Origin of the sequence: Polaribacter sp. Hel1_33_96 (genome assembly GCF_002846595.1) — a bacterium.
GTDB lineage: Bacteria > Bacteroidota > Bacteroidia > Flavobacteriales > Flavobacteriaceae > Polaribacter.
Genome location: NZ_PJMV01000001.1, coordinates 1,947,423 through 1,974,215 on the forward strand (window position 1 = coordinate 1,947,423; position 26,793 = coordinate 1,974,215).

The window sequence follows — 26,793 nt, forward strand, 5'->3', positions numbered from 1 at the left end:
TTATTTATATTTTTTTTATAATTTCTGATAATTTTTTAGTCAATACTTTTCTATGAAATTGTTCAATATTTTTAGAATTCACTTTTAACTTTCCTTCTTTGTATTGATGATACAATTTACTAATTTCTAATTTTAATTTTACTTCATTATTAAAATCTACAACAACCCCTGCATTTGTGCTTCTTAATATTTCGGATAAATCTCCATTTTCTGGACCAATTGCTAAAATAGGTCTTTTCGCCGTCAGATATTCAAATAATTTACCCGTTAAAATTCCTTTAGAATTCTCAATATTAGGAATTAACAATAACAAAACTTGTGATGTTTTTTGATATTCAATTGCCTTTTGATGAGAAACATACCCAATAAATTGCGTATTCTTCGATAAATTATGAATCCCTATTTCAATTTTAACAGCATCAGCAATATCACCAATAAAATTAATTTGTAAATCCTTTTTAAAATCTGAATTTTCTAGACTTAAAATTTCCAATACTTTAAATAGTATTTTAGGATTGCTCTGTTTTGGTAACAAACCAATATAAGAAATTGTGAATTTAGTGTTTAATGATATTAAATTTTCAGTTAAAACTTCATCATCAAAACCATTCGTAATTACTTCCACTCTTTTTGCTTTTTTAGAAAACTGTTTTTTTAAAGAATTACTCACGGTTAAAATACAATCCGCATTTTCTAAAACAGAAGTTTCTAGCTTTATATTTTTGTTTTTTGCAAATGGTAATTGATTAAAATCTTTGTTATAATACAAATCACTCCAAGGGTCTCTAAAATCTGCAATCCATTTTATATTATTTTTTTGATGTATTTTTTTTGCAATTAAATGCATGCTATGAGGCGGACCTGTAGAAATTACAACATCAATTTTATTTGATTTCAAAAATTCGTGTAAATATTTAACCGAAGAATTTACCCAGAATACTTTAGGATCTGGAATAAAGAAGTTACCTCTAACAAATGATAAAAAACCATTCTTTACAGCATTAGATACATCTTTTTTTTGAGTCTCTTTTTTCTTCCAAAACAACAAATCCGTTGGCTCCCAAATTGGTTGTTTCAGAACTTTTATATTTTTTGGAATCTCATGAATTAAAGAAATATCTTCTTTTGGATAATTTGCATTATCAACTGTGTATATAATTGGTTCAATATCAAATTTTTGTAAATACTTTACAAACTTTAACCAACGCTGAACGCCAGAACCACCTGCAGGAGGCCAATAATATGTAATTATTAATACTTTCAATTTAAAAGATTATCATATAAATGTATGAGTTTTTTTGATGTTTGCTCCCAAGAAAATTCATTTTCAATAAAAAATTTTCCATTTTCTCCCAACTCATTTCTTAAAGTCTCATCGTCAAATAATTTCAAAACTTTATCTGTAAAATCTTCTGCATTTTTTTCTTGATGCACTAAGCCTGATTTCGTTTTTTCGACTAATCGTTTTTGTGCAATGGCATCACTAACTAATAATGGTTTTGCAAAGCTCATGTACTGAAAAATTTTGTTCGCATAAGCTACATCATGTTGCAAATTTCTGTGTAAAGGAGAAATACAAATGGCACTAGAAAGAATGTAAGACTGAAATAAACTAACATTTTTCCAGCCTTCAAAATCAACAAACTCGGCTATTTCTAAATCTTTGACTTGTTGCTTCAAAATTGTATCGGTTGTGTTCTTTCCAACAATTACCAATTTTAAATTCGGTATCTTATACTTTAATTTTTCTACAGAACTTATCGCCGTCTCCAAGCCTCTTCTTATGTTCGTATCTCCCAAATACAAAATAACAAACTTATTTTTATATCTTTTAGTAATATTTAAATCCACTTTATAATCTTCAAAAAAAGCTTTTCGAATAGTATTTGGCACTAAAACAAATTTATCTTTTTTTAAAGGTAATCTAGCGATTAGAGTTTCCAAAAATTCTGGTGAAACTGCAATTACTTTATTCGCTTTTAAAATAAATTCTTCTTCTTTCTGTTTCCACTTTTTAGGCGAAATAATGTATTTACCAGGAAATTTTTGAAGATGAGGATATAATTTCATTACTTCAGGCATATTATCGTGTAGATCTAAAATAATGGGTAAATTGTATTTTTTATTGATATTAAAAACTGCTTGTGCAATTCTAATGTCATGAATATGCAAGGCTTCAACCTTAGTGTCTTTTATAAATTGCTCAATTTTCCAAGACATCAACGAAGTATAAAAAGGAACTGTATATGCCAGCGCCGAAAGTTTGTATTCTAATTTATTAGAATTGTATCTTTTAATCTGAATTTTATTGATTACTTCTGAAGATTTTTCATTATTGTATTTTAAACAAAAAAGAAAAACTTGATGACCAGCTTTTATTAATGAAACTGCTTCATTTTCGACTCTTGGATCTGGAGGAAAAGGAGCGTCTAAAATCATTCCAATTCTCATATTTCTTCTTTCTGTATTAAAAAAAAAGGGGAACTTTTAAAACTATTTTGAAGTAGTAATTGTTTTTTTCTAAAGACTGTATTTGAACTATTTATTTGCAAGAATCTGATTTAAATAAAAAGTAAATTTAAGGAAATCGAAGAGAAATAAAGATATATCCACAAAATTAAAACGCAAAAAAGAAGAGACAAACTAATATCTCTTCTTCTATGCTTCAAGCAATGATCCCTAATTCAAACAAATATATTGTTATTTGAGGTTAACAGCTAAGATAATATGGGGCTTTTTATAAAAAGCACACTTTTTAAAGGGTTAAAAAAAAACGAATATTGAATATAAGCACTCATTTCTTTTCGATTTCAAGTGAAGTTCCCTATCATTGTATATACAGTATTTAATATTTAAATTTTTCATGATAAAAAAGAAGGTTTTTTTAAAACTTGTAGTTTTTTTATTTACCGGTCTTATTTCCGCACAGAACTCGGAGAAAGACAGCTTCTACCTAAAAAAAATTGTAGAGTTTACGGATACTAATAGTGATAGTTTAATTTATTATTCAAAAAAATTAAAAAAATCTAAAAACTTATGTAATTTTTACAGTGCTTTTAACATGGAAGCGAAAGCTCTTTATCAAAAGAGTAAGTTAAAATTAGCAAAGGAGAAAACATTATATGTTTTAGAAAATTCAAATAATAGGAATGAACTTTGTTTCAAAAAAAATAAAATTACAGCTTTAAATAGACTTTTTTGGATTTATAAAAACCAGAACAAATTTCAAGATGCTTTTGAAGTTTTAGTAAAAAGAGAGAAGATTGTTAAAAGCTTAGCGAAAAAAGACTATTATTATACAACTAATTTGCTTTCAACCGAATATAATTTAGCAATTATTAAATCAATTTTAGGTCTTTACGAAGAAGCCAGGCAGATATTAAAAGAAATAGTTCCGAAGCACATAAGTATTTATTCAGATTTAAATGAGAGAGATTACTATTTAAAACTAAATCTTTCATCAATATTAAATACCATTGGAGAATCTTATTTAAAGTCTAGTAAACACGAAACAAGTAGTGATTTAGATTCTGCAAGCGTCTATTTTAAAAGAGCTTTTGAAGTCGTTAAAAAATTTAATCCACCACATAAAGATTCAGAAACCTTATATCAATTAAGAGAAGTTGAAGTTTTAATTTCTAAAAAAAGGTTTAAAGATGCTTTAAATTTAATTCAAAAATATACTGCAAATAGTGCTCTATTTAAAACAACGCAAACTATCAATTCATTAAAAGCAATTTGTTTTTATCAACTTAAAAATAACGACTCTACACTTTATTATAGTAAACAGTTTTTAAAAAATTACACAAAAAAACCAAAAATTAAAAAAAGAGCGATTTCTATCCATGATATTTTAGCAAACCAATATTATAACAACAAAGAAATAGATAGTGCCTATAAATATTCTGAAATAACCATAGCAGAATTAAAAATTTTAAATAAAAACAAAAACGAGGCTAATAACTCTTGTTATTTATATGACTATCAGAATGCCCAAGAGTTAAATAAATTAATTCTAAAAAAGCAAAAAAGCAAGACAAAAAACCTATCAATAATTACATTTTTAGTTATTTTATTGGTCATATTAATAGTCTATTTATTATTTAAAAGAAATATAAAAATATCACAAACATTAATAGATGTTAAAACTGAACTTCAAAGTAAACTATACGTTCAAAAAAAAGAATATAACATTAATCAAAAATTAGAGAGCACCCTTTTAAAAGGGATAAATGAACTTAAAAAAACCACAGATTTTTTAGACCCGGATTTCAGTATAAACGTTCTGGCCAAAAATTTAAATACTAATACTTCTTATTTATCCTACATCATTAACAAAGAATTTGATCAATCTTTTAAACGATATATTACTGAATTAAGAATAGAATATATTATTAAAAAATTGACTACAAATCGTAAATATAGAAACTATACCATTAAGTCCCTTGCCGCAGAAATTGGTTATACGAATGCCTCGGCATTTGCAAGAGCTTTTAAAAAGTATAAAGGAAATACACCATCTGAGTTTATAAAAGGTCTTAACCTAGATTAATTCACCCCTTGTTTTTTTTCCGTAAAAAAACCAAACTACAAAAACTAAAATTATAGAGATATAGGAAAATAACGAAATCATGCCTCCTTGTTGTATTACTTTTGGCTCGAATTTATATTCTATCTCGTGTTCTCCAGCAGGAATTTTCATTCCACGTAAAACATAATTTACTCTAAAATGGTTTGTCAATTTCCCATCAATATAGGCGTTCCAGCCATCCTTATAATAAATTTCAGAAAAAACCACAAACTGCTCTTTTTCAGTTTTGGTTCGGTAGGTTAATTCTGTAACATCATAATTTATCAATTTAATCGTCGCAGTTGAATCTTTTTCAAAATTAAAATTAACATTGTCTAATAGTTTACTTTTATCTATAACAGCAATCATTTTAGTATTTAAAGAATCTAAAATTTGTAGTTCACTATTTGCAGAATTTACAACCTTTACATTTTCTACAAACCATGCATTTCCGTTTGCATCCGGATTTTGCTGTGCTTGTTTCTCACCTTTATCATTATCTACAATAAAATACTTCGTATTTAACATGTTTAATACCTGCATATTATTTTTTGCAATTTGATATTCAAACAATTCTTGATAACGCATCATTTTTGCCGCATGATAGCCCCCAATAGATTGATGAAAATAAGAGGTGCTTCCGTCATTCATTGGGTTTACTGAAAAGTTACCTACTCTAAAATGAGTTTTATCTTGCAATATTAATTTATCAGCATTTGAAGCAATAAAAGGTTTTTCTATTTTTCTTGATAATTTAAAATCATCTTTATTTACATATTTTTTGTCGACAGAAACTAAATCAAACAAAACAAAAACAGCAATTATTAAAATAGCAATTCCTTGTTTTAATTTACTTTTTAGAAACATCCATAAAACACCAGCGGTTAACAGCATTAAAAATAAAGAACGTAAAACATCAATTAATAACATCGCTTTTCTATCCGCAATTACGGCATCTAAAACCCCAATAATATTATATTCTTTTTCAATATTTAAGTACGTAGTATCTCTAATTCCTTCAAAAGTTGAAAAACTATGTGCTAATAAAAAACCAATGAAAATTAATCCTCCAAAAGCGTAAAGTGATTTTTTTAGTGCTTTAATTTTTTCTTCGGATGAAATTTTTAAAGAGAAAAATTCTTTTAAAGCTAGAACACCTAAAATTGGCACACACAATTCTGCAATAACTTGTATTGAAGAAACCGCTCTAAACTTATTATACAAAGGCACGTAGTCTATAAAAAAATTAGTTAATCCTTCAAAATTTCTACCCCAACTTAATAAAATAGAAAATACTGTTGCGGCTAATAACCATTGTTTTAACCTTCCTTTCACCAAAAATAAACCTAAGAAAAAAAGAAAGAAAATAACAGCACCAATATAAGCAGGAGCCTCAACAATTGTTTGATCCCCCCAATATGTAAGCGCTTGATCGGTAAAATAATCTGCTCCTTTTTTCCCTAGTTTTGTTTCAATAACTTTATATAACTCTGAACTGTTTTCTAGTTTCTCAACAGTTCCTCCACCCATAAATCGTGGAATAAATAAATTAAAAGTTTCTAATTTGGCATAACTATACTCCGTAATGTAGGCTTTATCTAATCCAACAGCAGCTTCTTTTACACTACCATCAGGCGTTATGGTTAGTTCGGATTTTCCTCTTGTACTATAATCCCCATATTCTTTCATTGCCATTAAGCGTGAAGAATTTGCTCCAATTCCTAATAAAACTGCAGCAATAATTACAACACTTTGTTTTATAAAAACTGGAAGTAACTTTTCTTTGATAGCGTTTATAAATTCAACAACTACTAAAATTAATAAACAAAACCCAAGATAGTAAGTCATCTGAGGATGATTTGTATAAATTTCTAAAGCCAGCCCAAAACCTGTAACTAAAAAGCCAAGAATATACCGTTTTTGAAAAACCCATAAAACTCCGGCTAGGACTAATGGCATATATGCAATTGCATGCGCTTTTGCATTGTGTCCTGCTCCAAATATGATTATTAAATAGGTAGAAAAACCAAAGGAAAGTGCCCCTAAAATTGCCAATCTCCATTCAATTTTCAAGGCCAACATCAATACGAAAAAACTTAAAAAATAAAGAAAAGTATAATCCGCTGGTCTTGGTAAAAAACGGAAAGTTCTGTCTATCGATCTAACGAAATCATTGGGATAATATGCACTTATTTGATAGGCTGGCATCCCTGAAAAAGAAGCTCCTGTCCAATAAGGTTCTGTATTTTTATCAGCTCTAAAATTGTTAATTTCCTTAACCATTCCTCGAAACTGAGTAATATCTGATTGGGCTATTTTTTGTCCTTTTAAAACAGGATAAAAATAAGTTAAAGAGGCAAAAATAAAAATTGCAATTGCAATAATATAAGGTAGAAGTTTTTTTGATTTCACTTTACGAAGTTAGATTTAAAAATTAAATTTGATTGCATTCAATTAAAAAAGTATCTAGATTTTACTGTAAACACCGCTTAAAGATTAATCTATTTCTTCAAAATCCACATATTCTCCAACAGAATTTTTACCTTGTTGGTTGCTTTTTGGTGCTTTATCTATAGTTGTTTCGCCTTCCTTAACTGTACTTTTAGGCTGCTGACTATTATATTGTTGCTCGGTCTTTTTCTTTATAGTCTCTGCTGCTTTTTTTACTAAAAAAGGACCAAACAACCGTATTAAATACTTAAAGCCTAAATAAACTAGAAGAATAATAAATAATGTTTTCAATTTCAATAATTTTAAAAATCAATCAAAAATAACAATTTGACAACAATTGCAGCGTTAACAAACTATAAAATTTTAACAAAAGTAAAAAAGTACTCAATGCTTTTAAGAACAGCAATTTTGTTCTATGTTTGTTTCACAAATCAATTTTAAATTTAAACGCTTTTTTGGGCTAATGAAAAACCATCTACTGAAACTTTCTTGTTTATTCTTTCTACTTGGTTTTTCGTCTGCTTACAGTCAATATACGGATGTTATAAATTCTAACAAACCTGGTTTCTCTGAGAGTCCTTATAGTGTTGGAAGAGGCATTTATCAATTTGAAGGTAATTTATTTTTAAGAAACACATCTATAGAGCCTACTTTTTCTATTCCACAATCTTTTGGATTTGATATGCTTTTTAGAACTAGTCTTTTATCCGAAAAATTAGAACTAAATGCTCAGGTGAGTTATCAAAGAGATAAAATTGCATTTAAAAACATTTTTACTTCTTCTTATTTTTCAACAGGATTTCAAAAAATTACTATAGGTGCAAAATATTTAGTTTTTCAAAAAGAGTATGAAGATAAAAGTAAAGAAGTTAGAAGCTGGAAAAAAAGACATGCCTTTGATCGAAATAGGTTAATTCCCTCTGTAGCAATTTATGCAGGAGTAAATACAGATATGGTAAACGACATATATAAAACAGGAAATATGTCGCCTAAAATAGGAATCTTATTACAAAATAATATGAGTAATGATTTTAATATTATTACTAATTTATACTACGACAAAATTGGGACTGATTTCTCCGAATTTTCATATATAATTACGGCTACACAAAATTTTAGTGACAAATGGTCTGGCTTTTTTGAAAACCAAACAGTATTACAAAAATATCAAAACAACACAAATCTAGCTGCTGGTTTAGCCTATTTGATTAATAGAGATTTTCAAATAAATACTTCTGTAAGAATACTTTTTGAGGGGAAAGCTGAGGGGACATATGGTAGTTTAGGTATTTCTTACAGAATAAATAAACATAAAGATTCATTTGTTGATTTACAAGAATCTAATTTAACTCTAAAAGGTACTCCGAAAACAAAATATAATAATCAAAAAAGTTTTTTTAGAAGGATTTTTAGCTTCCTTGAAAGGAAGAAAAATACAAAAACAATAAGAAAAAGGCCTAGCAGAACTAGAACAAAAAAAATCACTAAAAACAAAAAAAGAGGTTTATTTGGACTATTTGGCAAGAAAAAGAGGAAAGAAGAAACCGAAATTGAAAAGCTTGAAAGAGAAATTAAAGAATTAGAAAAAGAAGTAAAAAAAGATGACCACTAGAAATACTACTTTTGTTTCATGATTACACTTAAAAAAATTACTACAAAAAAGGAAATGAAAGAGTTTGTCATTTTTCCTTTTTCACTTTATAAAGATAACAAATACTGGGTACCTCCAATTATAAAAGACGAAGTTGATAATTTTGACTCAGAAAAAAACCCTGTGTTTGAAAATGCCGAAGCTCAATTTTTTGTAGCCATCAGAAATAAGAAAATTGTTGGTAGAATTGTTGCGATTATTAATTGGTTTGAAGTTGAAAAGCAACAAATTAAAAAAATGCGTTTTGGATGGTTTGATACCATAGACGATATAGAAGTTACAAAAGCACTAATAAACAGAGTCAAAGAAATTGGGGTTAAAAATAATCTTGAGTATATTGAAGGGCCAGTAGGTTTTAATAATCTTGACAAAACTGGAGTTTTAACTGATGGTTTTGATCATTTAGGAACGATGATTACTTGGTATAATCATCCTTATTATAAAGACCACTTAGAACAATTAGGTTTTGTAAAAGAAAAAGAATATTTAGAGAATAAATTCAAGTTCAAAAACGTAGATAGTGCTTATTTTAATAGAATAAGTAACATTATCAAAACACGGTTTAAACTTACGGCATTAGACTTTACAAAAACAAAAGAGATTATGCCCTATGTAGATGAAATGTTTGAAGTTTTTAGTGCAGCTTACTCTAAATTATCAACTTTTGTGCCCATTTCTGAAAGTCAGATTGCTTTTTTTAAAAAAAAATATATTTCTTTTATAAATCCAGAATATATAAAATTTGTGGTCAATGAGCAGAATAAGCTGGTGGCTTTCGCTATTGTTATGCCTTCATTTTCTGAAGCTCTGCAAAAGGCAAAAGGCAAGTTATTTCCTTTTGGTTTATTTCATTTATTGAAAGCAAGAAAATATTCAAAAGATGTTACTTTTTATTTAATTGGAGTGCATCCAGATTATCAAAATAAAGGTGTACACGCCATAATTTTTGATCAATACACAAAAACATTTGGGCCATTGGGAATCAATAATTGTATAAGAACTCCTGAATTAGAAGACAATGAAGCTATCAATAAATTATGGGAAAAATTTGCTCCAATAACTCATAAACGACGGCGAACCTATAAAAAGAGGATTCTGTAATTCAATTGTGAGTTGATAATAATAAATTTGAAAATCTGAAAAATAAAAAAAATGCAACTATTTTATAATTCTGAAATTTCTTCTAAAACTACTCAAGTTACTTTTGATAAAATTGAAAGTAAACATATTGTGCGTGTTTTACGCAAAAAAGAAAATGATGTCTTAAAAATCACAAACGGAAAAGGTTTTCTATTTGATGCTAAAATTAGTTTTGCAAGTGATAAGAAATGTATTGCAGAAATTGTTTCTTCAAAAGAGAGACCAAAACCCTGGAATTACCATGTTCACATAGCAATCGCACCTACAAAATTAAATGACCGAATGGAATGGTTTTTAGAAAAAGCAACAGAAATTGGTATTGATGAAATTACACCGATTATTTGTCATAATTCAGAAAGAAGGATTATAAAAATTGAGCGTTACAAGAAGATTATTCAATCTGCTATGAAACAATCACTAAAATTTACAATTCCAAAATTAAATCCTCCGATAAAGTTTAATGAGTTTATCCTTCAAGATTTTGATGGAAAAGTATGCATTGCACATTGTGAAGATGACAATAAAAAATTACTGAATACTGTTTTAAATCCGGCAGAAAAAATTACTATTTTAATTGGTCCTGAAGGTGATTTTTCATCCGAAGAAATAAAAAAATGTTTAACAAAAAACATGATTCCTATTTCTTTAGGGGAAAGTAGATTACGCACTGAGACGGCTGCTTTGGTTGCTGTACAAAATGTATCTTTTATAAATCAGTAACATCATTTTTAGTATCTTGCTTTAAATTCATTTATTGAATAATCTATGAAGCAGTTTATAACACTACTTATTCTTTTAATCTCTTTATCGACCTATGCACAAGATGTTGCTGTCTTAAAATATAATGGTGGCGGAGATTGGTATGCTAACCCTACAGCAATTCCTAATTTAGTGGAGTTTACAAATAAAACTATTAAAACTACTATTTCTAAAAATCCACAATCTGTAACTATTGGCAGTGAAGATCTTTATAATTTTCCACTAATATTTATGACTGGTCATGGAAATGTTTTCTTTTCTGATGAAGAAGCAATTAATTTAAAAAACTATTTAATTTCTGGAGGATTTTTGCACATTTCTGACAATTATGGTTTAGACAAATTTATACGGAGAGAGCTCAAAAAAGTATTCCCTAAGTTAGATTTTAAAGAGATTCCTAGTAATCACGCAATTTATAATCAGACTTTTAAATTCCCTGAAGGAATGCCAAAAATACATGAACATGATAAAAAGCCTGCACAAGGTTTTGGGTTGTTTTATGAAGGAAGATTAGTTGTTTTTTACGATTACGAAACAGATTTAAGTGATGGTTGGGAAGATGAAATTATACACAATAATCCAAAAGAATTACGCGAAAAAGCATTAAAAATGGGTGCAAATATTATTTCATATGCTTTTTTAAATTAGAGAATATCTTTAAATAACTTACCCTTAAAGTCTCTCAAAAAAACATGCAACTTGGTGCCTATAGAAAATGAAATAAAAATATGTTTTTACTAACGGATATAACAATTAATATTGATGACATTAAAATAAACTTCGATTCAGAGGGTTTATGGATATTAAATATTGCAATTGCAGTCATTATGTTTGGTGTTGCTTTAGGTATTCGAATTGACGATTTTAGTCGTCTTTTTAAAAATCCGAAAATAGTTTTTGTAGGCGTGCTATCACAATTTATTTTATTACCAGCAGTCACTTTTTTTGCAATTTTAATTATAGAACCTCATCCAAGTTTTGCATTAGGAATGATGATGATTGCGGCTTGTCCCGGAGGAAATGTATCAAATTTTTTTAGTAAAATGGCGGGAGGTAATGCCGCCCTCTCTGTTAGTTTAACAGCTTTCGCAACATTGATTTGTATTTTTATGACTCCTTTTAATTTACAATTTTGGGGCAGTATGTACGAGCCTACAAATGAAATTTTAAAAACAGTTGAATTAAATTGGGTAGACTTACTCAAACTAGTTTCTTTGATTTTAGGAATTCCATTAATTCTAGGGATGGTTATTAAACATTACCATTCAGAAATAGCAATTAAAATAGAAAAAATATTAAAACCTCTTTCTATGACTGTTTTCATTGTGCTTATTTTTGTAGCTTTTTCTCAAAACTTAGATGTGTTTGTAAGCTACATTCACCATGTGCTGTTCTTGGTTATTTTTCATAATATTTTTGCTTTTATTCTTGGTTTTTATACAGCCAAAAGTTTTGGATTAAAACAACAGGATTGTAAAACAATTTCTATGGAAACAGGCATTCAGAATGGTGGTTTAGGATTACTTTTAATTTTTGGATTTTTCGATGGTTTAGGAGGAATGGCTTTACTAGCCGCTTTTTGGGGAATTTGGGATGTGTTTTCAGGAATGGCGTTGGCTACTTTTTGGGGAAGAAAAAAGAATATATAATTAAGATGATACAAAAAACTTGGTACAACTTATTTAGATTTTTCGTAAAAATAGGTTTGTTCTTTTACAGCAAAAGAATATTGGTTTCTGGTGAAAAAAATATTCCGAAAAAAGGAGCTATTTTGTTTTGCGCAAATCATCCTAATGGATTAATAGATCCTTTAATCGTAACTACAAATTGCCGAAGAGAAAGTCATTATTTAGTGAGAGCTGCGGCTTTTAAAAAGCCCTTTATTAAGAAGTTTTTGGAAAGTTTAAACTTAATACCCATTTATAGAATTAGAGATGGATCGAGTCAAATGGCAAAAAATAAAGAAGTTTTTGAAAACTGTTTTGAGATTTTTAAAAGAGGAGAAACTTTACTGATTTATCCTGAAGCAAGTCATAATAGAAAAAGAACTATTAGAAATTTAAGTAAAGGATTTACAAGGATTGTTTTTGGTGCTTTAGATAAATATCCTGATTTAAAAATAAGCGTAATTCCAGTTGGACTTACCTATCAAAATACTTCTTTTTATCCCTCAAAGGTAGCTATTGTTTTTGGCAAACCTATTGCAGTTGAAACATTTTATAAATCAAATGAAATAACTTCTTCCATCAATAATTTAAAAGATGAGGTTAGCAAGCAACTAAAAAAATTAAGTGTTCATATTCCTGATGATGAAAAATACTGCTCAATTTTGGCCAAGTTAAACAGCTTAAATGTTGATTTTACAAATGTTGATTCAATTAATAAAATTATTGAATCTGGAAATTATCCAAAACAAAAAAAGAAACATCTAAACTTCTTACAACCTTTGTATTATATTATTATTTTAAATAGTTTAATCCCTTTTTTTATTTGGAGAAAAGCTTCTAAAAAAATTGATGAAATTGAATTTATAGATACTTTTAGATTCACATTTAGCTTGTTTGCTTTTCCTTTTTTTTATGTTTTACAAACTTGGATTTTCTATCTATTTTTTGATTGGAAAATTGCTACTTGTTACTTATTCACTTCCATAGTCATAGTCTTTATTTACTCCAAATTTTCAGAAACAAATGCAGAAAAAACTTAAATAAAAATGGTTCTTAAAGAATCTTATGGAGCAATTTAATTCTAAAAATACGCCAATCATAGTTTTGACAAAAAAAATTCAAAAAGACGATCTAAAAAGAGCTGCTAATAAATAGGAAGCAGCTTCTAATCTATTATCGCATCTTGAATGACCTGTTGAATTTTAGTACGCATGTTCGTTTTAATTAAACCTGTATTGTTCATGTGAGGATATACCCTGTTCGATAGAAAAACATAAACAATTTCGCTTTTAGGATCTGCCCAGGTATAAGTGCCTGTAAATCCCGAATGACCAAAACTTTCATCAGAGACACAACCACAAGTTGCTTTTACTTTCGGGTTTAATTGAGGTTTATCAAAACCTAAACCTCTGCGTACTTTTTTCTCCGAAAAATAACGTGTATTAAATTTACCTATAGTTTCTGGTTTTAAATATCGCCTTCCACCATAAAACCCTTTCTGCAAGTACATTTGCATAATTTTTGCGACATCATTTGCATTAGCAAACAAACCCGCATGGCCCCCTACTCCGCCTAACATTGCCGCCCCCATATCATGCACATGACCATGTAGTAATTGATTTCGAAAATAATCGTCCTTTTCTGAAGGTACAATCTCCGATTTATTAAACTTAGCAAGAGGTAAATAGGTCATTCTATTTGCTCCTAAAGAATTGTAAAATTTTTGATTAACTAATTTATTTAATGGTTTATTGTAAGTGTTTTCTAGCGCTTCCTTGAATAAATAATACCCTAAATCACTATATTTATAACCGTTTTTCTCTCTCTGATCTGCTTCTCTTATATACTTATAAATACTATCTTTATAAAATTTACTGATATATAAATTTTCAGCAACCTCTATATTAAACTTTGAGTTTCTTTTTTTTCTATAAAATTTAGATGAATTTTTACCTGAAAAACTGTCTTGAGCACCTTTGTAAAAAGGAATCCAAGCCTTTAATCTTCCATAATGAGAAAGGATTTCCTTTACTGAAACCGCCCCTTTGTTGCTGTTTTTAAAACTTGGTAAAATATCTTGTAGACTGGCAGATAGCCTTATTTTTTGTTCTTCTTCAGCTTTCATTATCAATGGTAAAGAAGCTAAAATTTTAGTAAGAGATGCAAGATCATACATGTCCGAATTTCTAACTTTTCTAACTTCATTTGCAGTATGATATCCGTAACTTTTTTGAAAAATAACTTTACCTTTTCTTGCAACTAAAACCTGAAACCCTGGAGCCATTTTTTCTTCTAAAATAGTATCAGCTAATTTATCTATTAAGGCTAATTTTTTTGAGGATACTTGAGCTTCTTCTGGAATTGTATATTCCAATCTACTTAAACTATAAGATTGTAAACCATGACCTACTTTAAATTCTTCGCCTATAGAAACAGGTAATTTTCCTTGAGCTTTAAAAGCTCCAAAAATCATTTGTGCAGAAAGTTCTTGTGCTAATTTACTGTTTTGATACGATACGATTATAGCTTCTATATTGACGAATGTTTTTACTTGTAACAAACTGTAAGGGCTTGCGAATACATCTAGGATAACTTTTTTGTTTCTTGCAATTTCTTGTAACCAAACTAATTCTTTATTTTTAAATCTATAGCTCTTCCAAGGATGCTTGTTTGATTTATGAAAACCAATAATTACTTGATTATAGGATTTCAGTTTTGTTAATAATCCATCTAAATTGTTATCACTTATCACTTCCACTTTCGTGTAATTTTTTAACATATTTACGAAATGATCTCCAGAATCATCCCCTAATTTAACGTAAGCAATTTTCTTATATTCTAAGTTTCCTAGAGGAATATTTTGATCTGAATCTTTTATCAAAGTAATTGCATTTTTCAACAATTTTCTATGAAGCAATTCATCTTCAATAGTGTTTAAATCTTCCTGCAAGCCTGAAATTTCTATAGGTTTATAATTATTTAAACCCATCCAATATTTTGCTTTCAAGATCTTACGAACAGATTTATTGATTCTCTCTTCTGATAGCGTTTTAAGCGCAAGAGCTTGTTTTATAATTCTTATACTCGCAGGCACATTTTGCGGAATTAAAAGCAAATCATTACCTGCTTGAATTGCTGATAAATTAATTTCTGCTGATCTCGCATAATTTGTAGCCCCTTTCATATTTAAACCATCAGTAATAATCAGCCCATTAAAACCCAACTCTTGTTGCAATAGATTTGTAACTACATTTTTTGAAAGTGATGTAGGTAATGTTCCATTCGGTTCTAAACTTGGTATGTTTAAATGTGCCGTCATTACACTGCCAATACCAGCGTCAAAAACTTTACTGTAAGGGTACAATTCAATAGAATCTAAACGTGCTTTGTCAAAATTTAAAAGTGGTAATGTGTGATGAGAATCTGCTGCTGTATCACCATGACCAGGAAAATGTTTTGCATTTGCCATCACTCCATACTTTTGCATTCCATGGGTAAAAGCAATTGCTTTTTGCGTAACATTCTCTTTACTCTCTCCAAAAGAGCGATTGCCAATAATCGGATTTTCTGGATTTACATTTACATCTACAACCGGTGCAAAATTAATATGAATTCCTAACCTTTTACAATGTTTCCCTAAATGTTCTCCAAATTCCTTTACTAAAGAATCATTTTTGATTGCACCCAAAGTCATGTTCCAAGGAAACTTGTAGGTGTTTTTTAAACGCATATCTAAACCCCATTCTCCATCAAAACCAATCATTAAAGGAACTTTAGAAAGCGTTTGATATCTATTATTTAAAACAGCCTGTTTTTCTGGAGTTCCCTGCATAAAAATCAAATTACCAACATGATGTTTCGTAATCAATTCAGAAATAAAGATTGCATGTTCTTCATCTAAATTAGAATATGCTTGCACCATAAACATCTGGCCAATTTTTTCATCGATTGACATATTATTCATAATACTGTCTACCCAAATTTCCTGAGCTTCAAAATCTCTAGTTCTTAAAGGATCTATTCTTTGTGATTGTAATGTGCAAACAAATGCAATTAAAAACAATAACAGTACTCTTTTTTTCATACTCTGTTTTAACTCAATATTTATATTAAAAAGCGTTTATGCCAGCTTTTTTTTGCTGGAACTTCCCAATTGTTTTCAAAATCTTCCTTGGTATTTACCATATTATTGAAAACAATGGTTTCTTGACCTATTTTTCCGTCTTTTGCAAATTTCTGAAAAGCAGCCAAATTCACTAAATTAATTGTATCATTATTTTTAAAGGTAACATTCATTTTATTCATTAAATCTAATTGTAATTCTTTCTCTAATTCTTGTATAAAACGAACTGAACTATCAATAGAGCAACCAGAAATATTGTTAAAACTTTCATCTACGGCTAAAATTAAAAACTGTCTGTATTTTATGGTAAATGAACCTTTTAAATCATCTCCATGACGTGTCCATTGATTAATAAAATCTTCTGATTTTAAAGCTATAAAGTCAACCTCTTTATTTGTGAACTCTCTGGCTGACTGATAAATCCAAACACGAGAATTGCTTGGTAAATTCTTATATTTTATAAACATTTTATTCTAAATTAATTGATATGCGTAAAGGCCCTAATCTGTGATTAAATATTACCTCAAATTAAATTTTTGTTGCAAGGCCTCTAATTTTTCTGCATCAGACATTTTATTCTTTGGAGCAGACATTCTTTCTTTAATTTCTCTCAACACTTTTTTGGTGTATAAAGGGAAATCTGCATTCTGAATCCAATTATTATAACCAGGATTTTCTTTTAGCACCTCAACAACTGTTCTTCCTTTATATTTTCCAAAAGAAAAAATTTCTTGGTCTTCTTCATTCATCAAAATAAAACCTGCAAAATCTGCTCTTTTCCCATGTGTTGAATATTCACTTAACGCATCAACTGTGTTTCCTATATCCTTGTATTTAGTTAATTGAGCCAGCAAAATTTCATAAGTAGCATTTGTATCTGCCTCTGCTCCATGAGCACCTTCTAATTCTTTTTCGCAATAAAATTGATATCCCGCACTTAAAGTTCGCTGTTCTTTTTTATGAAAAATAACTTGTACATCGATTGCTTTTCTATTCTTCATATCAAAATCAATTCCTGCGCGCATTAATTCTTCTGCTAATAAAGGAATGTCAAATCTGTTTGAATTAAATCCTGCTAAATCACAGCCTGAAATCATTTCATTTACTTTGGAGGCTAACTCTTTAAAAGTAGGTTCTGTAGCTACTTTTTCATTTGTAATTCCGTGCACATCTATAGAACCTTGTGGAATTTCCATTTCTGGATTTACCAACCATGTTTTACTTTCTTTATTTCCATTTGGAAAAACTTTTAAAATTGAAATTTCTACAATTTTGTCGTTTGCAATATTAATACCCGTAGTTTCTAAATCGAAAAATACAATTGGTTTTTTTAAGTCTAAATTCATTTATTATTTAATTGTGCTTTAAAATCATCTATTTGATCAACAATTTTTAACGGTAAAGTTGGTTCTTTAAAGTTATATTTTTTTAAGTTTTTTAATAAAATTTCAGCTAAAAGTAATCTTGCTGTTGGTTTATCATCTGCCGGAATTACAAACCAAGGAGCATTTTCTTTGGAGGTTCTGTTTAATAAATCTTCATAACAATACTGATATTTATCCCATAGTTTGCGTTCTTTTAAATCTCCTGTCGAGAACTTCCAATTCTTTTCTGGTAAATTTAACCTTCTTAATAATCTATTTTTTTGTTCATCTTTAGATAAATTTAAAAAGAACTTTAAAATAATTGTTCCACTTTTAGCAAGATGATTTTCAAAATTGTTAATTCTATCCATTCTATCATGATAAAATTCATCATTCAAATCGCTTAAACTTCTTACGCCTGGTATGTTTTCGCCAAAAATATATTCAGGGTGGACTCTTGTAACCAACACATTTTCATAATGGGTTCTGTTAAAAACTCCTATTTTGCCTTTTGAAGGAAGTGCTAAATAATGACGCCATAAGAAATCATGTTTTAATTCTAATTCTGTTGGAACTTTGAAGCTATGAACTTCCACTCCACGTGCATTTACATCTTTAAAAACCTCTCTAATCAGGCTATCTTTTCCAGATGTATCCATTCCTTGTAGGCAAATAAGTATGCTATATTTTCCTTCTGCATACATCCTATCTTGCAACGTACTTATTTTTTTTCTTACTTTTTTAAGTTCCTTTTTCGAATCTTCTATTACTTCCTTTGTAGAAAAATCTTTTATATTTATGGCACTTGTGACTTCATATTTTTCTAAATCCATGTTCATTCTAATTATTCTTTAAAGATAAAAAAAAACATGGGTTTTCTATTAGTTTTGAGATGGCTTTTATCGATTAAAATGATAATTTTTTCACAAATTTTATAAACACTTAAACCAGTTTTTAGAAATAAAATTCCTTAAATTCGTTTCATAATTCTATCTAAATGCCTAAAAAAGGGAAAGCAAAAAATACGGTTAACAAAGCTAAACACACAAAGTTGATGAATCAAAAAATCAACAAAGTAAAGCTAGAAAAACAACTTACAAAAGAGCGTTTAAAAGCGATTATTAAAAAAGTAAACGAAAATAAAAATACGGAATGAAAGTTGCAAAAATTATTAGTCATTTTAATTTAATCGAGCATCCCGAAGGTGGCTACTTTAAGGAAACTTATCGAAGTAACGGTGAAATTCAATCAAAACATCTAGGAAATGAATTTGATGGAAACAGAAATTATTGTACGAGTATTTATTTTTTACTAACCTCTGATAAATTCTCTGCTTTTCATAAGATAAATCAAGATGAAATTTGGCATTTTTATACCGGAACGACTTTAAGATTACACACGATTTCACCAAACGGAGCACATGCTACTGTATTGATTGGAAATGATTTTCTAAATGGTGAAATCTTACAATTCACAGTGCCTGCTGGGTATTATTTTGCTGCTGAAGTTTTAGAAAAAAATTCTTTTTCTTTCACCGGATGCACAGTTTCGCCTGGTTTTGACTTCAGAGATTTTGTACTTCCCAGTTGCAAAGAACTTTCAAAAAAATTTCCAAAACATAAGAAAATTATAAAGCAATTAACCCATCATTAAAATAAAAAATAGTGTTTTATTGTATTAAATTTTATGAATAAGAAACTTTTGAATTACAATTAATTGAAAAAAATCCCGAGTTTTCACTCAGGATTTAATTTTTATATTAAAAATCAGAACTATTGATCAATAGAACCCAATACACGTTTCATAAAAATATTTAATGCTTCTTTTTTCTGAGTACCTTCTTTAATCATTTTATGAACTTCTAAAGCACCATACATATTAGAAATCAATTCTCCAATAACATCTAATTCTTCATCCTTTAAAGACGAAACTTCAGTTAAAGCTTCTAAGGTTTCTATTGTTTCTAAAACGTAATCTTGGTCGTTTTCTTCAATAAAACTGGTTAAGTGTTTTATTACAGGTAGTTTCATAATTAAATAACTTGGTTTACTAAATCTTTTAAAACATCAAACTTGTTCGTTTGTGTTTGATTTAAAAATTTACCATCAACAAAAGTTGCAAAAGTTGGCAAATTACTAACATCTGCTAATTTTCTACTTTCAGGAAATTTTTCTGCATCGACAATCACAAAAGCAACGTCTTCATTTTCTGAAGATAATTTTTTAAATTTTGGCTTCATTATACGGCAGTTTCCGCACCATGATGCAGAAAATTGTACGACTACCTTTTGATTATCAGAAACTATTTCTGCTAAATTATCTTGACTTAATTCTTGTACCATTTTTTTTTAATTTTGTGATATTATAAGTAAAACGAACTAATCTATTTTCTAATTTAAGATTGTTATGCTTTCTAATAATAACTAATTATTTAATGAGAAGCTAAATACGCTGCTGTTCCTTTTGCATCAGGAGACATTGCATCTTTACCTTCTTCCCAGTTTGCAGGACATACTTCTCCATGAGATTGCACATGTGCATAAGCATCAATTAAACGTAAAAACTCATTTACATTTCTGCCTACTGGCATATGATTGATTCCTTCATGAAAAACAGTTCCTTCTTCATCAATTAAATAAGTTGCTCTATAAGTTACATTATCTCCTTCTACCTGAATAGTTTGTGAGGCTTCATCAAATGTCTCATTCGTAATATCTAAGATTCCTAAAATTGAAGATAAGTTTCTATTGCTATCTGCTAACAAAGAATAAGAAACACCTTCAATTCCTCCATTGTCTTTAGAAGTACTTAACCAAGCAAAATGAACTTCTGGAGTATCACAAGATGCACCAATTACAATTGTATTTCTTTCTTCAAACTCAGCTAAAGCTGCTTCAAAAGCGTGTAATTCTGTAGGACATACAAATGTAAAATCCTTTGGATACCAAAACAATAATACTTTTTTTCCTTTATTTTTTGCTTCTTTTAAAACATTTAATTTAAATGTATCTCCCATATCATTCATTGCGTCTACATTTAAATCTGGGAATTTTTTTCCAACTAAAGTTGCCATTTTTTCTGTTATTTATTATTGATTAATAATTTTAAGCCGCAAATATATTCTAGTTTAAACTAATAAAAAACTGAGACAAATTTTTTTACTTATTTTAAAATAAGATTTTCTTATGTAGATAATTTAATTACAATCCTCATCATCCTACAAAACCACAAAACATATATTATCAAGCATTTATGCATGTTTTTGATAAATTTAAGTTATGATCAAATAAGAAATATAGATAAAAATCATCAATATTTTTATCGTAAATTTGGATTATACTAATTTTAAAACTAGAAAAATGGAGCATAATAAGAATGGAGACATAAGTAAATGTCCATTTCAAAGTGGTACACAAAAAAAAACAGCTGGAGGGGGAACTTCTAACAGAGATTGGTGGCCAAATGAGTTAAAATTAAATATTCTGCGCCAAAATGGAGCAAAATCTAACCCATTGGGTGAAGATTTTGATTATTCGAAAGCTTTTAACAGTGTCAATTACAATGAACTAAAGCAAGATATTATTAATTTAATGACAGATTCTCAAGATTGGTGGCCAGCAGATTATGGACATTACGGTCCATTTATGATTCGTATGGCTTGGCATAGTGCAGGAACTTATCGCGTTGGAGATGGGCGCGGAGGAGCAGGATCTGGAACACAACGATTTGCACCATTAAACAGTTGGCCAGATAATGGTAATTTAGATAAAGCACGTTTATTATTATGGCCAATAAAAAAGAAATATGGAAATAAAATTTCTTGGGCAGATTTGATGATTCTTGCCGGAAATTGTGCACTAGAATCAATGGGATTCAAAACATTTGGTTTTGCTGGTGGACGGGCAGATGTTTGGGAACCAGAAGAAGATATTTATTGGGGTTCTGAAAATCAATGGTTAGGTAATGATGAGCGATATGACACAAGTGATGGTGACTTAGAAGGTCATTTAGGAGCTGTTCATATGGGATTAATCTACGTAAACCCGGAAGGTCCAAATGGAGAACCAAATCCCTTAAAATCTGCACATGATATAAAAATTACGTTTGGTCGTATGGCAATGAATGATGAGGAAACTGTGGCTTTAGTTGCTGGTGGACATACATTTGGTAAAGCTCATGGCGCTGCTGACCCAAATAAGTATGTTGGAACTGAACCTCATGGAGCGTCAATTGAAGAAATGAGCACTGGGTGGAAAAACAGTTTCGGTTCTGGTGTTTTAGATGATACAATTACGAGTGGTTTAGAAGGTGCTTGGACACCAAGTCCAACACGTTGGGATGATGAATATTTTGATGTTTTATTAAATTATGATTGGGAATTAACTAAAAGTCCAGCTGGAGCTCATCAATGGACTCCAACTAAAGCATCAAAAGCTAGAATGGCACCAAAAGCCGGAGACGCAAATAGCGAACAAGCTTTAATGATGTCGACTGCAGATATAGCATTAAAAATGGATCCAACTTATTTAGAAATATCTAAGCGTTTTCATAAAGATCATAAAGCTTTTGAAGATGCTTTTGCTCGAGCTTGGTACAAATTAACACATCGTGATATGGGACCAATAAGCCGTTATTTAGGTCCTGAAGTTCCGAAAGAGGAATTATTATGGCAAGACCCAATTCCCGCAGTTAGTTATAATTTATCAAACTCTGATATTTCTTCCCTTAAAAAAATGATTTTAGCATCAGGTTTATCAATATCAGAATTGGTTAAAACGGCTTGGGCTTCGGCTTCTACATTTAGAGGTTCAGATATGCGTGGCGGAGCAAATGGTGCTCGTATTTGTCTAGAGCCACAAAGAAGCTGGGAGGTAAATAACCCATCTGAATTAAATAAAGTTTTAACTGTATTAGAAAAAATTCAAAGTGAATTTAAGGAAACTATTTCTATGGCAGATTTAATTGTATTAGCAGGAACCGCAGCAGTTGAAGAAGCTGTAAGAAAAGCTGGACATAATATGACTGTTCCATTTTCTCAAGGTAGAGGTGATGCTACACAAGAGCAAACAGATTTAGAATCGTTTGGATACTTAGAACCTTTGGCAGATGGATTTAGAAACTATATGAACTCTAAATTGGATGTGGCTGCCGAAGGCTTATTAGTAGATCGCGCTAACTTACTAACTCTAAGTATTCCAGAAATGACAGCACTTGTTGGAGGATTGCGTGTTTTAGGAGCAAATTATGATGGTTCTAAACTTGGCGTTCTTACTGATAATGTTGGAAGTTTAACAAATGATTTCTTTACAAATATTCTTGATTTTTCTGTAACATGGAATGCAACTGCGTCAGAAGATAAAGAATTTATTGGACGAGATCGTAAAACTGGAGCCATGAAGTTTGCAGGAACTCGAGCAGATTTAATTTTTGGCTCAAATACAGAATTAAGAGCAGTTTCTGAAGTTTATGCACAAAATGACAACAAAGAAAAATTTGTAAATGATTTTATTACTGCTTGGACTAAAGTGATGAATCTTGATCGTTTTGATTTACAATAATAAAATACATTCAATAAAAAAGCCTGCTATAATTAGTAGGCTTTTTTTAGGCTTTAAAACAACATTTTACTTACTAGCAAAAAGTTGAATGTCATTTGCAGAAACCTCTTTTTCTCCTAAAATTATTAAACGTTCAACCACATTTCTTAATTCACGAATATTTCCTGTCCAATCATATTCTTTTAAAAGATTGATTGCTTTTAACGAAAACTTCTTTATTGGAGTTCCTTGTGCTTCAGAAATTTTCTTTGAGAAGAAATCCACCAGTAATGGAACATCCTCTCTTCTTTCATTCAACGCAGGAACTTTAATTAAAATGACCGCTAATCTGTGATACAAATCTTCTCGAAATCTACCTGCTCCAATTTCTTCTTTTAGATTTTTATTAGTAGCTGCAACTACCCTAACATCTATTTTTATATCTTTATCAGAACCAACTCTAGAGATTCTACTTTCTTGCAAGGCACGCAATACTTTTGCTTGAGCAGACAAACTCATATCCCCAATTTCATCTAAGAAAATAGTTCCCCTATTCGCAGCTTCAAACTTACCTGCTCTATCCTTATTTGCACCTGTAAAAGAACCTTTTACGTGTCCAAAAAGTTCACTTTCAATTAATTCTGACGGAATTGCCGCACAGTTTACTTCAATCATTGGTGCTTTCGAACGGTCTGATTTTTCATGCAACCAGTGCGCTACCAACTCTTTACCTGTGCCGTTAGGACCTGTAATTAAAACTCTTGCATCTGTAGCTGCAACCTTTTCTATAATTTCTTTAATGTGAGAAATAGCAGCACTATCTCCTATCATTTCATAATTTTTGCTAACCTTTTTCTTTAATCGCTTATTCTCAACAATTAAAACTTTCTTTTCTAAAGCATTTCTAACCGTATTTAAAAGTCTATTTAAATCTGGCGGTTTTGAGATATAATCAAAAGCTCCTAAACGCATTGTATTTACAGCCGTATCTATATCTCCATGACCAGAAATCATAACAAATGGAATTTCTGGTTTAATTTTCTTTGCTTTTTCTAACACCTCAACACCATCCATTTTTGGCATTTTAATATCACACAAAACCAAATCGTAATCGTTATTCTTAATCATTTCGATTCCTAACAATCCATCTTCTGCTCCTTCTACACGATAAGCTTCATTTTCTTCCGAAATAATTTTTGTTAAAACTCTTCTAATCGCAGCTTCGTCCTCAATAATTAATATTTTACTCATATATTTTTGGTTTCAAGGTTTTAATTTTTTTTTTGAAAACAGTATTAAATTTTGTTCTTTTTACTAAAACTATTTTTATTAATCTGATTGTTTTTTGCTTCCAAAAATATGCACATCTCTTTGAGGAAAAGGAATAGTAATACCATTTTCTCGAAACTTTTTATCTATTTCAAAACGTAAATCGCTTTGTATGAATCTTGTTTCAAAACTATCATTTAGAGAAAAAACGAGTTGGAAATTTAGAGAACTATCAGCAAAATCAGTGAATAATACTTTAGCTTCTGGAGTTTTTAAAATCTTATGTTGACTTTTTGCTACATCTAACAAAATTTGTTTGACTAACTCTACATCACTTCCATAAGAAACACCAACAGTTAAGGACTCTCTTGTTTCTGTTCCGTTTTCTGTCCAATTAAATAAAATGTTGGTTAAATATAGATGATTCGGAATCACTAAAACCTTATTATCTATGGTTACAGCTCTGGTAGTTCTTAATCTTATATCTAAAACTCTACCAACTTTTCCCTCTAATTCAATGATATCACCAACATGTACAGATTGATCTACCAAAATAAAAACACCTGAAATAATGTCTTGAAACAAGGTTTGCAAAGCCAAACCAACGCCTATTAAAAGCACTGCTGAAGCTGCAAAAAGAGCAGTTACATTTACACCAGAAGCATCCATAGCAATTAAAAAAATAGCTAAAAACACCACCCATCGAATATAGCTAAAAACACTTACGAATTTAACTTTATCATTTTCTGGCATCTTTCTAGTAATAAATCTTCTTATCTGTTTTAACACAAAAGCTGTAATTATAAGAGCTACTGCAACAAATAATAATCCTTTAAGAGATATACTTATTTCTTTACTAAATGTAAAAGTATAATCTAAAATTGAATTAGCTTCCTGGACGATAGTGTCTGTAACTTTCTCTAATTTACCTTGCATTTATCCTTTGTATTTTAGCCATTTATATAAATCTTTATAGGTAGGTTTCTTACCATACATTAAAATTCCTACTCTGTAAATTTTAGCAGCCAACCAAACCATGAACACAAATGTTATAACTAATAAAGTCATTGATATTGCCAATTCATACCAAGAAACTCCGAAAGGAACTCTCATTAACATTACAATTGGTGAAGTCAATGGAATATGTGAAAACAGCACTGCTATGGATCCGTGAGGATCATTAATTACAGTTGCAAAACCGACATAAACTCCAAGAATTAATGGCCCCATAATTGGCAACATAAATTGTTGTGTATCTGTTTCATTATCAACTGCAGCCCCAACTGCAGCAAACAAGGAACTGTATAACATATAACCTCCTAAAAAATAAAAGATAAATAAAATGAACATTTTTAAAATTGGTAATCTTAAAATTTCTTGAATTATCAATTGCATTTTATCCATACCTGCTGCTTGTTTTGCAGCTTCTAATTGTTCTGCTGGTAATTTTGCAGTTTGCATTTCTACCATATCAATTCCGAAAATAGAGAATGCCAATGTTGAAATTATAAATATCAGAATCCCCCAAATTAAAAATTGTAATAAACCTGCAGAAGCATTTCCAATAATTTTACCCAACATTAACTGAAAAGGTTTTACAGATGAAACTATAATCTCTATAATTCTACTTGTTTTTTCTTCAATTACACTTCTCATTACAGAAGTTCCATATATCATTACAAACATCATTAATAAGTAACCCGCTATTAAACCGACCCCAATCTTTAGTCCGTTTATTAATTTAGATGATTCCTCTCCTGAAAAATTCAACATTTTGATCTCTGACTGAATTTTTGATGCATTAATTTTTTCAAGATCAATTCCAAAATTATTAAGCTTTTCGTTTCTTAATTTACGCTCAATTTTTGTTTCCAAAGAATTCATAACAGACATACCAGGTGAATCTTTTGAATAAAATTCTATAGCGTTTGCTAAAATTTCTAGACTATCTTGTTTTGGTATAATTAAAGCTCCATAATAATCTCCTTCTTCAACTTTTTTCTTAGTCTCAGCAATCCCTAAATCAGTATAATCTTGATAACGAATTGTTTCTGAATCTTTAAAATCATCTTTTGAAAACAACCCTGAATTATCAACATATACGATTTCTTTAACTTTTTCATCATTTTTTTTCATTAGGAAAAAAACCAAGGCACCCATACCAACCAATAGTATAGGACTTAAAAAGGTCATAACCAAAAACGATTTATTACGAACCTTAGCTATAAACTCTCTCTGTATAATTAATTTTAACTTACTCATT

24 protein-coding genes are annotated in these 26,793 nt (G+C 29.6%); 10 read left to right on the forward strand and 14 right to left on the reverse strand.

Annotated elements, in window-relative coordinates; all coding sequences use genetic code 11:
• Positions 1 to 4: 4 nt before the first annotated feature.
• Entirely contained in the window at positions 5 to 1,264 is a 1,260-nt protein-coding gene (locus ATE90_RS08520; protein ID WP_036785132.1) for a glycosyltransferase family 4 protein, read from the reverse strand.
• The gene (locus tag ATE90_RS08525; RefSeq protein ID WP_036785130.1) at positions 1,261 to 2,451 is read right to left on the reverse strand and encodes a glycosyltransferase family 4 protein; all 1,191 of its coding nucleotides are present in this window, start codon (positions 2,449 to 2,451) and stop codon (positions 1,261 to 1,263) included. The genes ATE90_RS08520 and ATE90_RS08525 overlap by 4 nt, the downstream gene beginning before the upstream one ends.
• A gap of 610 nt (positions 2,452 to 3,061) precedes the next feature.
• Between ATE90_RS08525 and ATE90_RS08530 the strand changes: the two genes are divergently transcribed.
• Complete coding sequence (locus tag ATE90_RS08530) at positions 3,062 to 4,552, forward strand: helix-turn-helix domain-containing protein (protein ID WP_180335191.1); 1,491 nt, start codon at positions 3,062 to 3,064, stop codon at positions 4,550 to 4,552.
• On the opposite strand, the gene ATE90_RS08535 is transcribed toward ATE90_RS08530, so the two are convergent.
• Positions 4,544 to 6,982 (reverse strand): YfhO family protein, encoded by a 2,439-nt coding sequence (locus tag ATE90_RS08535; RefSeq protein ID WP_036785127.1) that lies wholly within the window; start codon positions 6,980 to 6,982, stop codon positions 4,544 to 4,546. The genes ATE90_RS08530 and ATE90_RS08535 overlap by 9 nt on opposite strands.
• Before the next feature lie 84 nt (positions 6,983 to 7,066).
• Complete coding sequence (locus ATE90_RS08540) at positions 7,067 to 7,312, reverse strand: DUF4834 family protein (RefSeq protein WP_231960074.1); 246 nt, start codon at positions 7,310 to 7,312, stop codon at positions 7,067 to 7,069.
• Between the two features lie 172 nt (positions 7,313 to 7,484).
• Between ATE90_RS08540 and ATE90_RS08545 the strand changes: the two genes are divergently transcribed.
• The 6 genes from ATE90_RS08545 to ATE90_RS08570 all read left to right on the forward strand — a co-directional run bounded on the left by ATE90_RS08545 (position 7,485) and on the right by ATE90_RS08570 (position 13,278).
• Positions 7,485 to 8,633 carry a transporter gene (locus tag ATE90_RS08545; protein ID WP_101451530.1) on the forward strand — a complete coding sequence of 383 codons (1,149 nt, stop codon included), beginning with the start codon at positions 7,485 to 7,487 and terminating at the stop codon, positions 8,631 to 8,633.
• An 18-nt stretch (positions 8,634 to 8,651) separates the two neighbouring features.
• Entirely contained in the window at positions 8,652 to 9,773 is a 1,122-nt protein-coding gene (locus ATE90_RS08550; RefSeq protein WP_101451255.1) for a GTP cyclohydrolase, read from the forward strand.
• A 51-nt stretch (positions 9,774 to 9,824) separates the two neighbouring features.
• On the forward strand, positions 9,825 to 10,532 hold the full coding sequence (locus ATE90_RS08555) for a 16S rRNA (uracil(1498)-N(3))-methyltransferase (protein ID WP_036785123.1): 708 nt from the start codon (positions 9,825 to 9,827) through the stop codon (positions 10,530 to 10,532).
• 45 nt (positions 10,533 to 10,577) lie between these two features.
• Entirely contained in the window at positions 10,578 to 11,219 is a 642-nt protein-coding gene (locus ATE90_RS08560) for a DUF4159 domain-containing protein (protein WP_036785121.1), read from the forward strand.
• Between the two features lie 80 nt (positions 11,220 to 11,299).
• Positions 11,300 to 12,220, forward strand: coding sequence for a bile acid:sodium symporter family protein (locus ATE90_RS08565; protein ID WP_036785118.1), 921 nt, complete (start codon positions 11,300 to 11,302; stop codon positions 12,218 to 12,220).
• 5 nt (positions 12,221 to 12,225) lie between these two features.
• Complete coding sequence (locus ATE90_RS08570) at positions 12,226 to 13,278, forward strand: lysophospholipid acyltransferase family protein (RefSeq protein WP_036788106.1); 1,053 nt, start codon at positions 12,226 to 12,228, stop codon at positions 13,276 to 13,278.
• A gap of 125 nt (positions 13,279 to 13,403) precedes the next feature.
• Here the strand turns inward: ATE90_RS08570 and ATE90_RS08575 are convergent, their stop codons facing one another.
• Genes ATE90_RS08575 through ATE90_RS08590 form a run of 4 tightly spaced genes read right to left on the reverse strand, consistent with a single transcriptional unit; the run spans position 13,404 to position 18,558 of the window.
• A complete protein-coding gene (locus tag ATE90_RS08575; RefSeq protein ID WP_036785117.1) occupies positions 13,404 to 16,322 on the reverse strand; it encodes a glycoside hydrolase family 3 N-terminal domain-containing protein in 2,919 nt (972 codons plus the stop codon).
• Between the two features lie 20 nt (positions 16,323 to 16,342).
• Positions 16,343 to 16,828, reverse strand: coding sequence for a hypothetical protein (locus tag ATE90_RS08580; RefSeq protein ID WP_036785115.1), 486 nt, complete (start codon positions 16,826 to 16,828; stop codon positions 16,343 to 16,345).
• 51 nt (positions 16,829 to 16,879) lie between these two features.
• A complete protein-coding gene (locus ATE90_RS08585; protein WP_036785112.1) occupies positions 16,880 to 17,707 on the reverse strand; it encodes a 3'-5' exonuclease in 828 nt (275 codons plus the stop codon).
• Entirely contained in the window at positions 17,704 to 18,558 is an 855-nt protein-coding gene (locus ATE90_RS08590) for a PPK2 family polyphosphate kinase (RefSeq protein WP_101451257.1), read from the reverse strand. Before ATE90_RS08590 ends, ATE90_RS08585 begins: the two co-directional genes overlap by 4 nt.
• Positions 18,559 to 18,722: 164 nt before the next feature.
• On the opposite strand from ATE90_RS08590, the gene ATE90_RS13565 reads away from it, so the two are divergent.
• Both ATE90_RS13565 and ATE90_RS08595 read left to right on the forward strand, forming a co-directional pair.
• Positions 18,723 to 18,881, forward strand: coding sequence for a hypothetical protein (locus ATE90_RS13565; protein WP_172824260.1), 159 nt, complete (start codon positions 18,723 to 18,725; stop codon positions 18,879 to 18,881).
• Complete coding sequence (locus ATE90_RS08595) at positions 18,878 to 19,378, forward strand: cupin domain-containing protein (protein ID WP_036785110.1); 501 nt, start codon at positions 18,878 to 18,880, stop codon at positions 19,376 to 19,378. Before ATE90_RS13565 ends, ATE90_RS08595 begins: the two co-directional genes overlap by 4 nt.
• Positions 19,379 to 19,497: 119 nt before the next feature.
• Here the strand turns inward: ATE90_RS08595 and ATE90_RS08600 are convergent, their stop codons facing one another.
• The 3 genes from ATE90_RS08600 to ATE90_RS08610 form a co-directional block, all read right to left on the reverse strand.
• A complete protein-coding gene (locus ATE90_RS08600; protein WP_036785108.1) occupies positions 19,498 to 19,755 on the reverse strand; it encodes a DUF6952 family protein in 258 nt (85 codons plus the stop codon).
• A 2-nt stretch (positions 19,756 to 19,757) separates the two neighbouring features.
• Positions 19,758 to 20,066 carry a thioredoxin family protein gene (locus tag ATE90_RS08605; protein WP_036785105.1) on the reverse strand — a complete coding sequence of 103 codons (309 nt, stop codon included), beginning with the start codon at positions 20,064 to 20,066 and terminating at the stop codon, positions 19,758 to 19,760.
• Positions 20,067 to 20,155: 89 nt separating this feature from the next.
• Positions 20,156 to 20,797, reverse strand: a complete 642-nt coding sequence (locus ATE90_RS08610) for a peroxiredoxin (protein ID WP_036785102.1) — start codon at positions 20,795 to 20,797, stop codon at positions 20,156 to 20,158.
• Positions 20,798 to 21,083: 286 nt separating this feature from the next.
• On the opposite strand from ATE90_RS08610, the gene katG reads away from it, so the two are divergent.
• Positions 21,084 to 23,282 (forward strand): catalase/peroxidase HPI, encoded by a 2,199-nt coding sequence (gene katG / locus ATE90_RS08615; protein WP_036785099.1) that lies wholly within the window; start codon positions 21,084 to 21,086, stop codon positions 23,280 to 23,282.
• A 66-nt stretch (positions 23,283 to 23,348) separates the two neighbouring features.
• Here katG and ATE90_RS08620 read toward each other — a convergent pair whose 3' ends face one another.
• The 3 genes from ATE90_RS08620 to ATE90_RS08630 form a co-directional block, all read right to left on the reverse strand.
• Entirely contained in the window at positions 23,349 to 24,512 is a 1,164-nt protein-coding gene (locus tag ATE90_RS08620; RefSeq protein WP_036785097.1) for a sigma-54-dependent transcriptional regulator, read from the reverse strand.
• Positions 24,513 to 24,590: 78 nt separating this feature from the next.
• A complete protein-coding gene (locus ATE90_RS08625; RefSeq protein ID WP_036785095.1) occupies positions 24,591 to 25,466 on the reverse strand; it encodes a mechanosensitive ion channel family protein in 876 nt (291 codons plus the stop codon).
• The gene (locus tag ATE90_RS08630; RefSeq protein WP_101451259.1) at positions 25,467 to 26,792 is read right to left on the reverse strand and encodes an ABC transporter permease; all 1,326 of its coding nucleotides are present in this window, start codon (positions 26,790 to 26,792) and stop codon (positions 25,467 to 25,469) included.
• Between the last annotated feature and the right edge of the window lies 1 nt (position 26,793).

Coding starts and splice junctions, on each gene's coding strand:
- katG (WP_036785099.1), top strand. CDS start 21,084: ATGGAGCATAATAAGAATGGAGACATAAGTAAATGTCCATTTCAAAGT.
- ATE90_RS08545 (WP_101451530.1), top strand. CDS start 7,485: ATGAAAAACCATCTACTGAAACTTTCTTGTTTATTCTTTCTACTTGGT.
- ATE90_RS08565 (WP_036785118.1), top strand. CDS start 11,300: ATGTTTTTACTAACGGATATAACAATTAATATTGATGACATTAAAATA.
- ATE90_RS08555 (WP_036785123.1), top strand. CDS start 9,825: ATGCAACTATTTTATAATTCTGAAATTTCTTCTAAAACTACTCAAGTT.
- ATE90_RS08575 (WP_036785117.1), bottom strand. CDS start 16,322: ATGAAAAAAAGAGTACTGTTATTGTTTTTAATTGCATTTGTTTGCACA.
- ATE90_RS08625 (WP_036785095.1), bottom strand. CDS start 25,466: ATGCAAGGTAAATTAGAGAAAGTTACAGACACTATCGTCCAGGAAGCT.
- ATE90_RS08605 (WP_036785105.1), bottom strand. CDS start 20,066: ATGGTACAAGAATTAAGTCAAGATAATTTAGCAGAAATAGTTTCTGAT.
- ATE90_RS08630 (WP_101451259.1), bottom strand. CDS start 26,792: ATGAGTAAGTTAAAATTAATTATACAGAGAGAGTTTATAGCTAAGGTT.
- ATE90_RS08600 (WP_036785108.1), bottom strand. CDS start 19,755: ATGAAACTACCTGTAATAAAACACTTAACCAGTTTTATTGAAGAAAAC.
- ATE90_RS08525 (WP_036785130.1), bottom strand. CDS start 2,451: ATGAGAATTGGAATGATTTTAGACGCTCCTTTTCCTCCAGATCCAAGA.
- ATE90_RS08580 (WP_036785115.1), bottom strand. CDS start 16,828: ATGTTTATAAAATATAAGAATTTACCAAGCAATTCTCGTGTTTGGATT.
- ATE90_RS08560 (WP_036785121.1), top strand. CDS start 10,578: ATGAAGCAGTTTATAACACTACTTATTCTTTTAATCTCTTTATCGACC.
- ATE90_RS08610 (WP_036785102.1), bottom strand. CDS start 20,797: ATGGCAACTTTAGTTGGAAAAAAATTCCCAGATTTAAATGTAGACGCA.
- ATE90_RS08620 (WP_036785097.1), bottom strand. CDS start 24,512: ATGAGTAAAATATTAATTATTGAGGACGAAGCTGCGATTAGAAGAGTT.
- ATE90_RS08585 (WP_036785112.1), bottom strand. CDS start 17,707: ATGAATTTAGACTTAAAAAAACCAATTGTATTTTTCGATTTAGAAACT.
- ATE90_RS08590 (WP_101451257.1), bottom strand. CDS start 18,558: ATGGATTTAGAAAAATATGAAGTCACAAGTGCCATAAATATAAAAGAT.
- ATE90_RS08550 (WP_101451255.1), top strand. CDS start 8,652: ATGATTACACTTAAAAAAATTACTACAAAAAAGGAAATGAAAGAGTTT.
- ATE90_RS08530 (WP_180335191.1), top strand. CDS start 3,062: ATGGAAGCGAAAGCTCTTTATCAAAAGAGTAAGTTAAAATTAGCAAAG.
- ATE90_RS08570 (WP_036788106.1), top strand. CDS start 12,226: ATGATACAAAAAACTTGGTACAACTTATTTAGATTTTTCGTAAAAATA.
- ATE90_RS08595 (WP_036785110.1), top strand. CDS start 18,878: ATGAAAGTTGCAAAAATTATTAGTCATTTTAATTTAATCGAGCATCCC.
- ATE90_RS13565 (WP_172824260.1), top strand. CDS start 18,723: ATGCCTAAAAAAGGGAAAGCAAAAAATACGGTTAACAAAGCTAAACAC.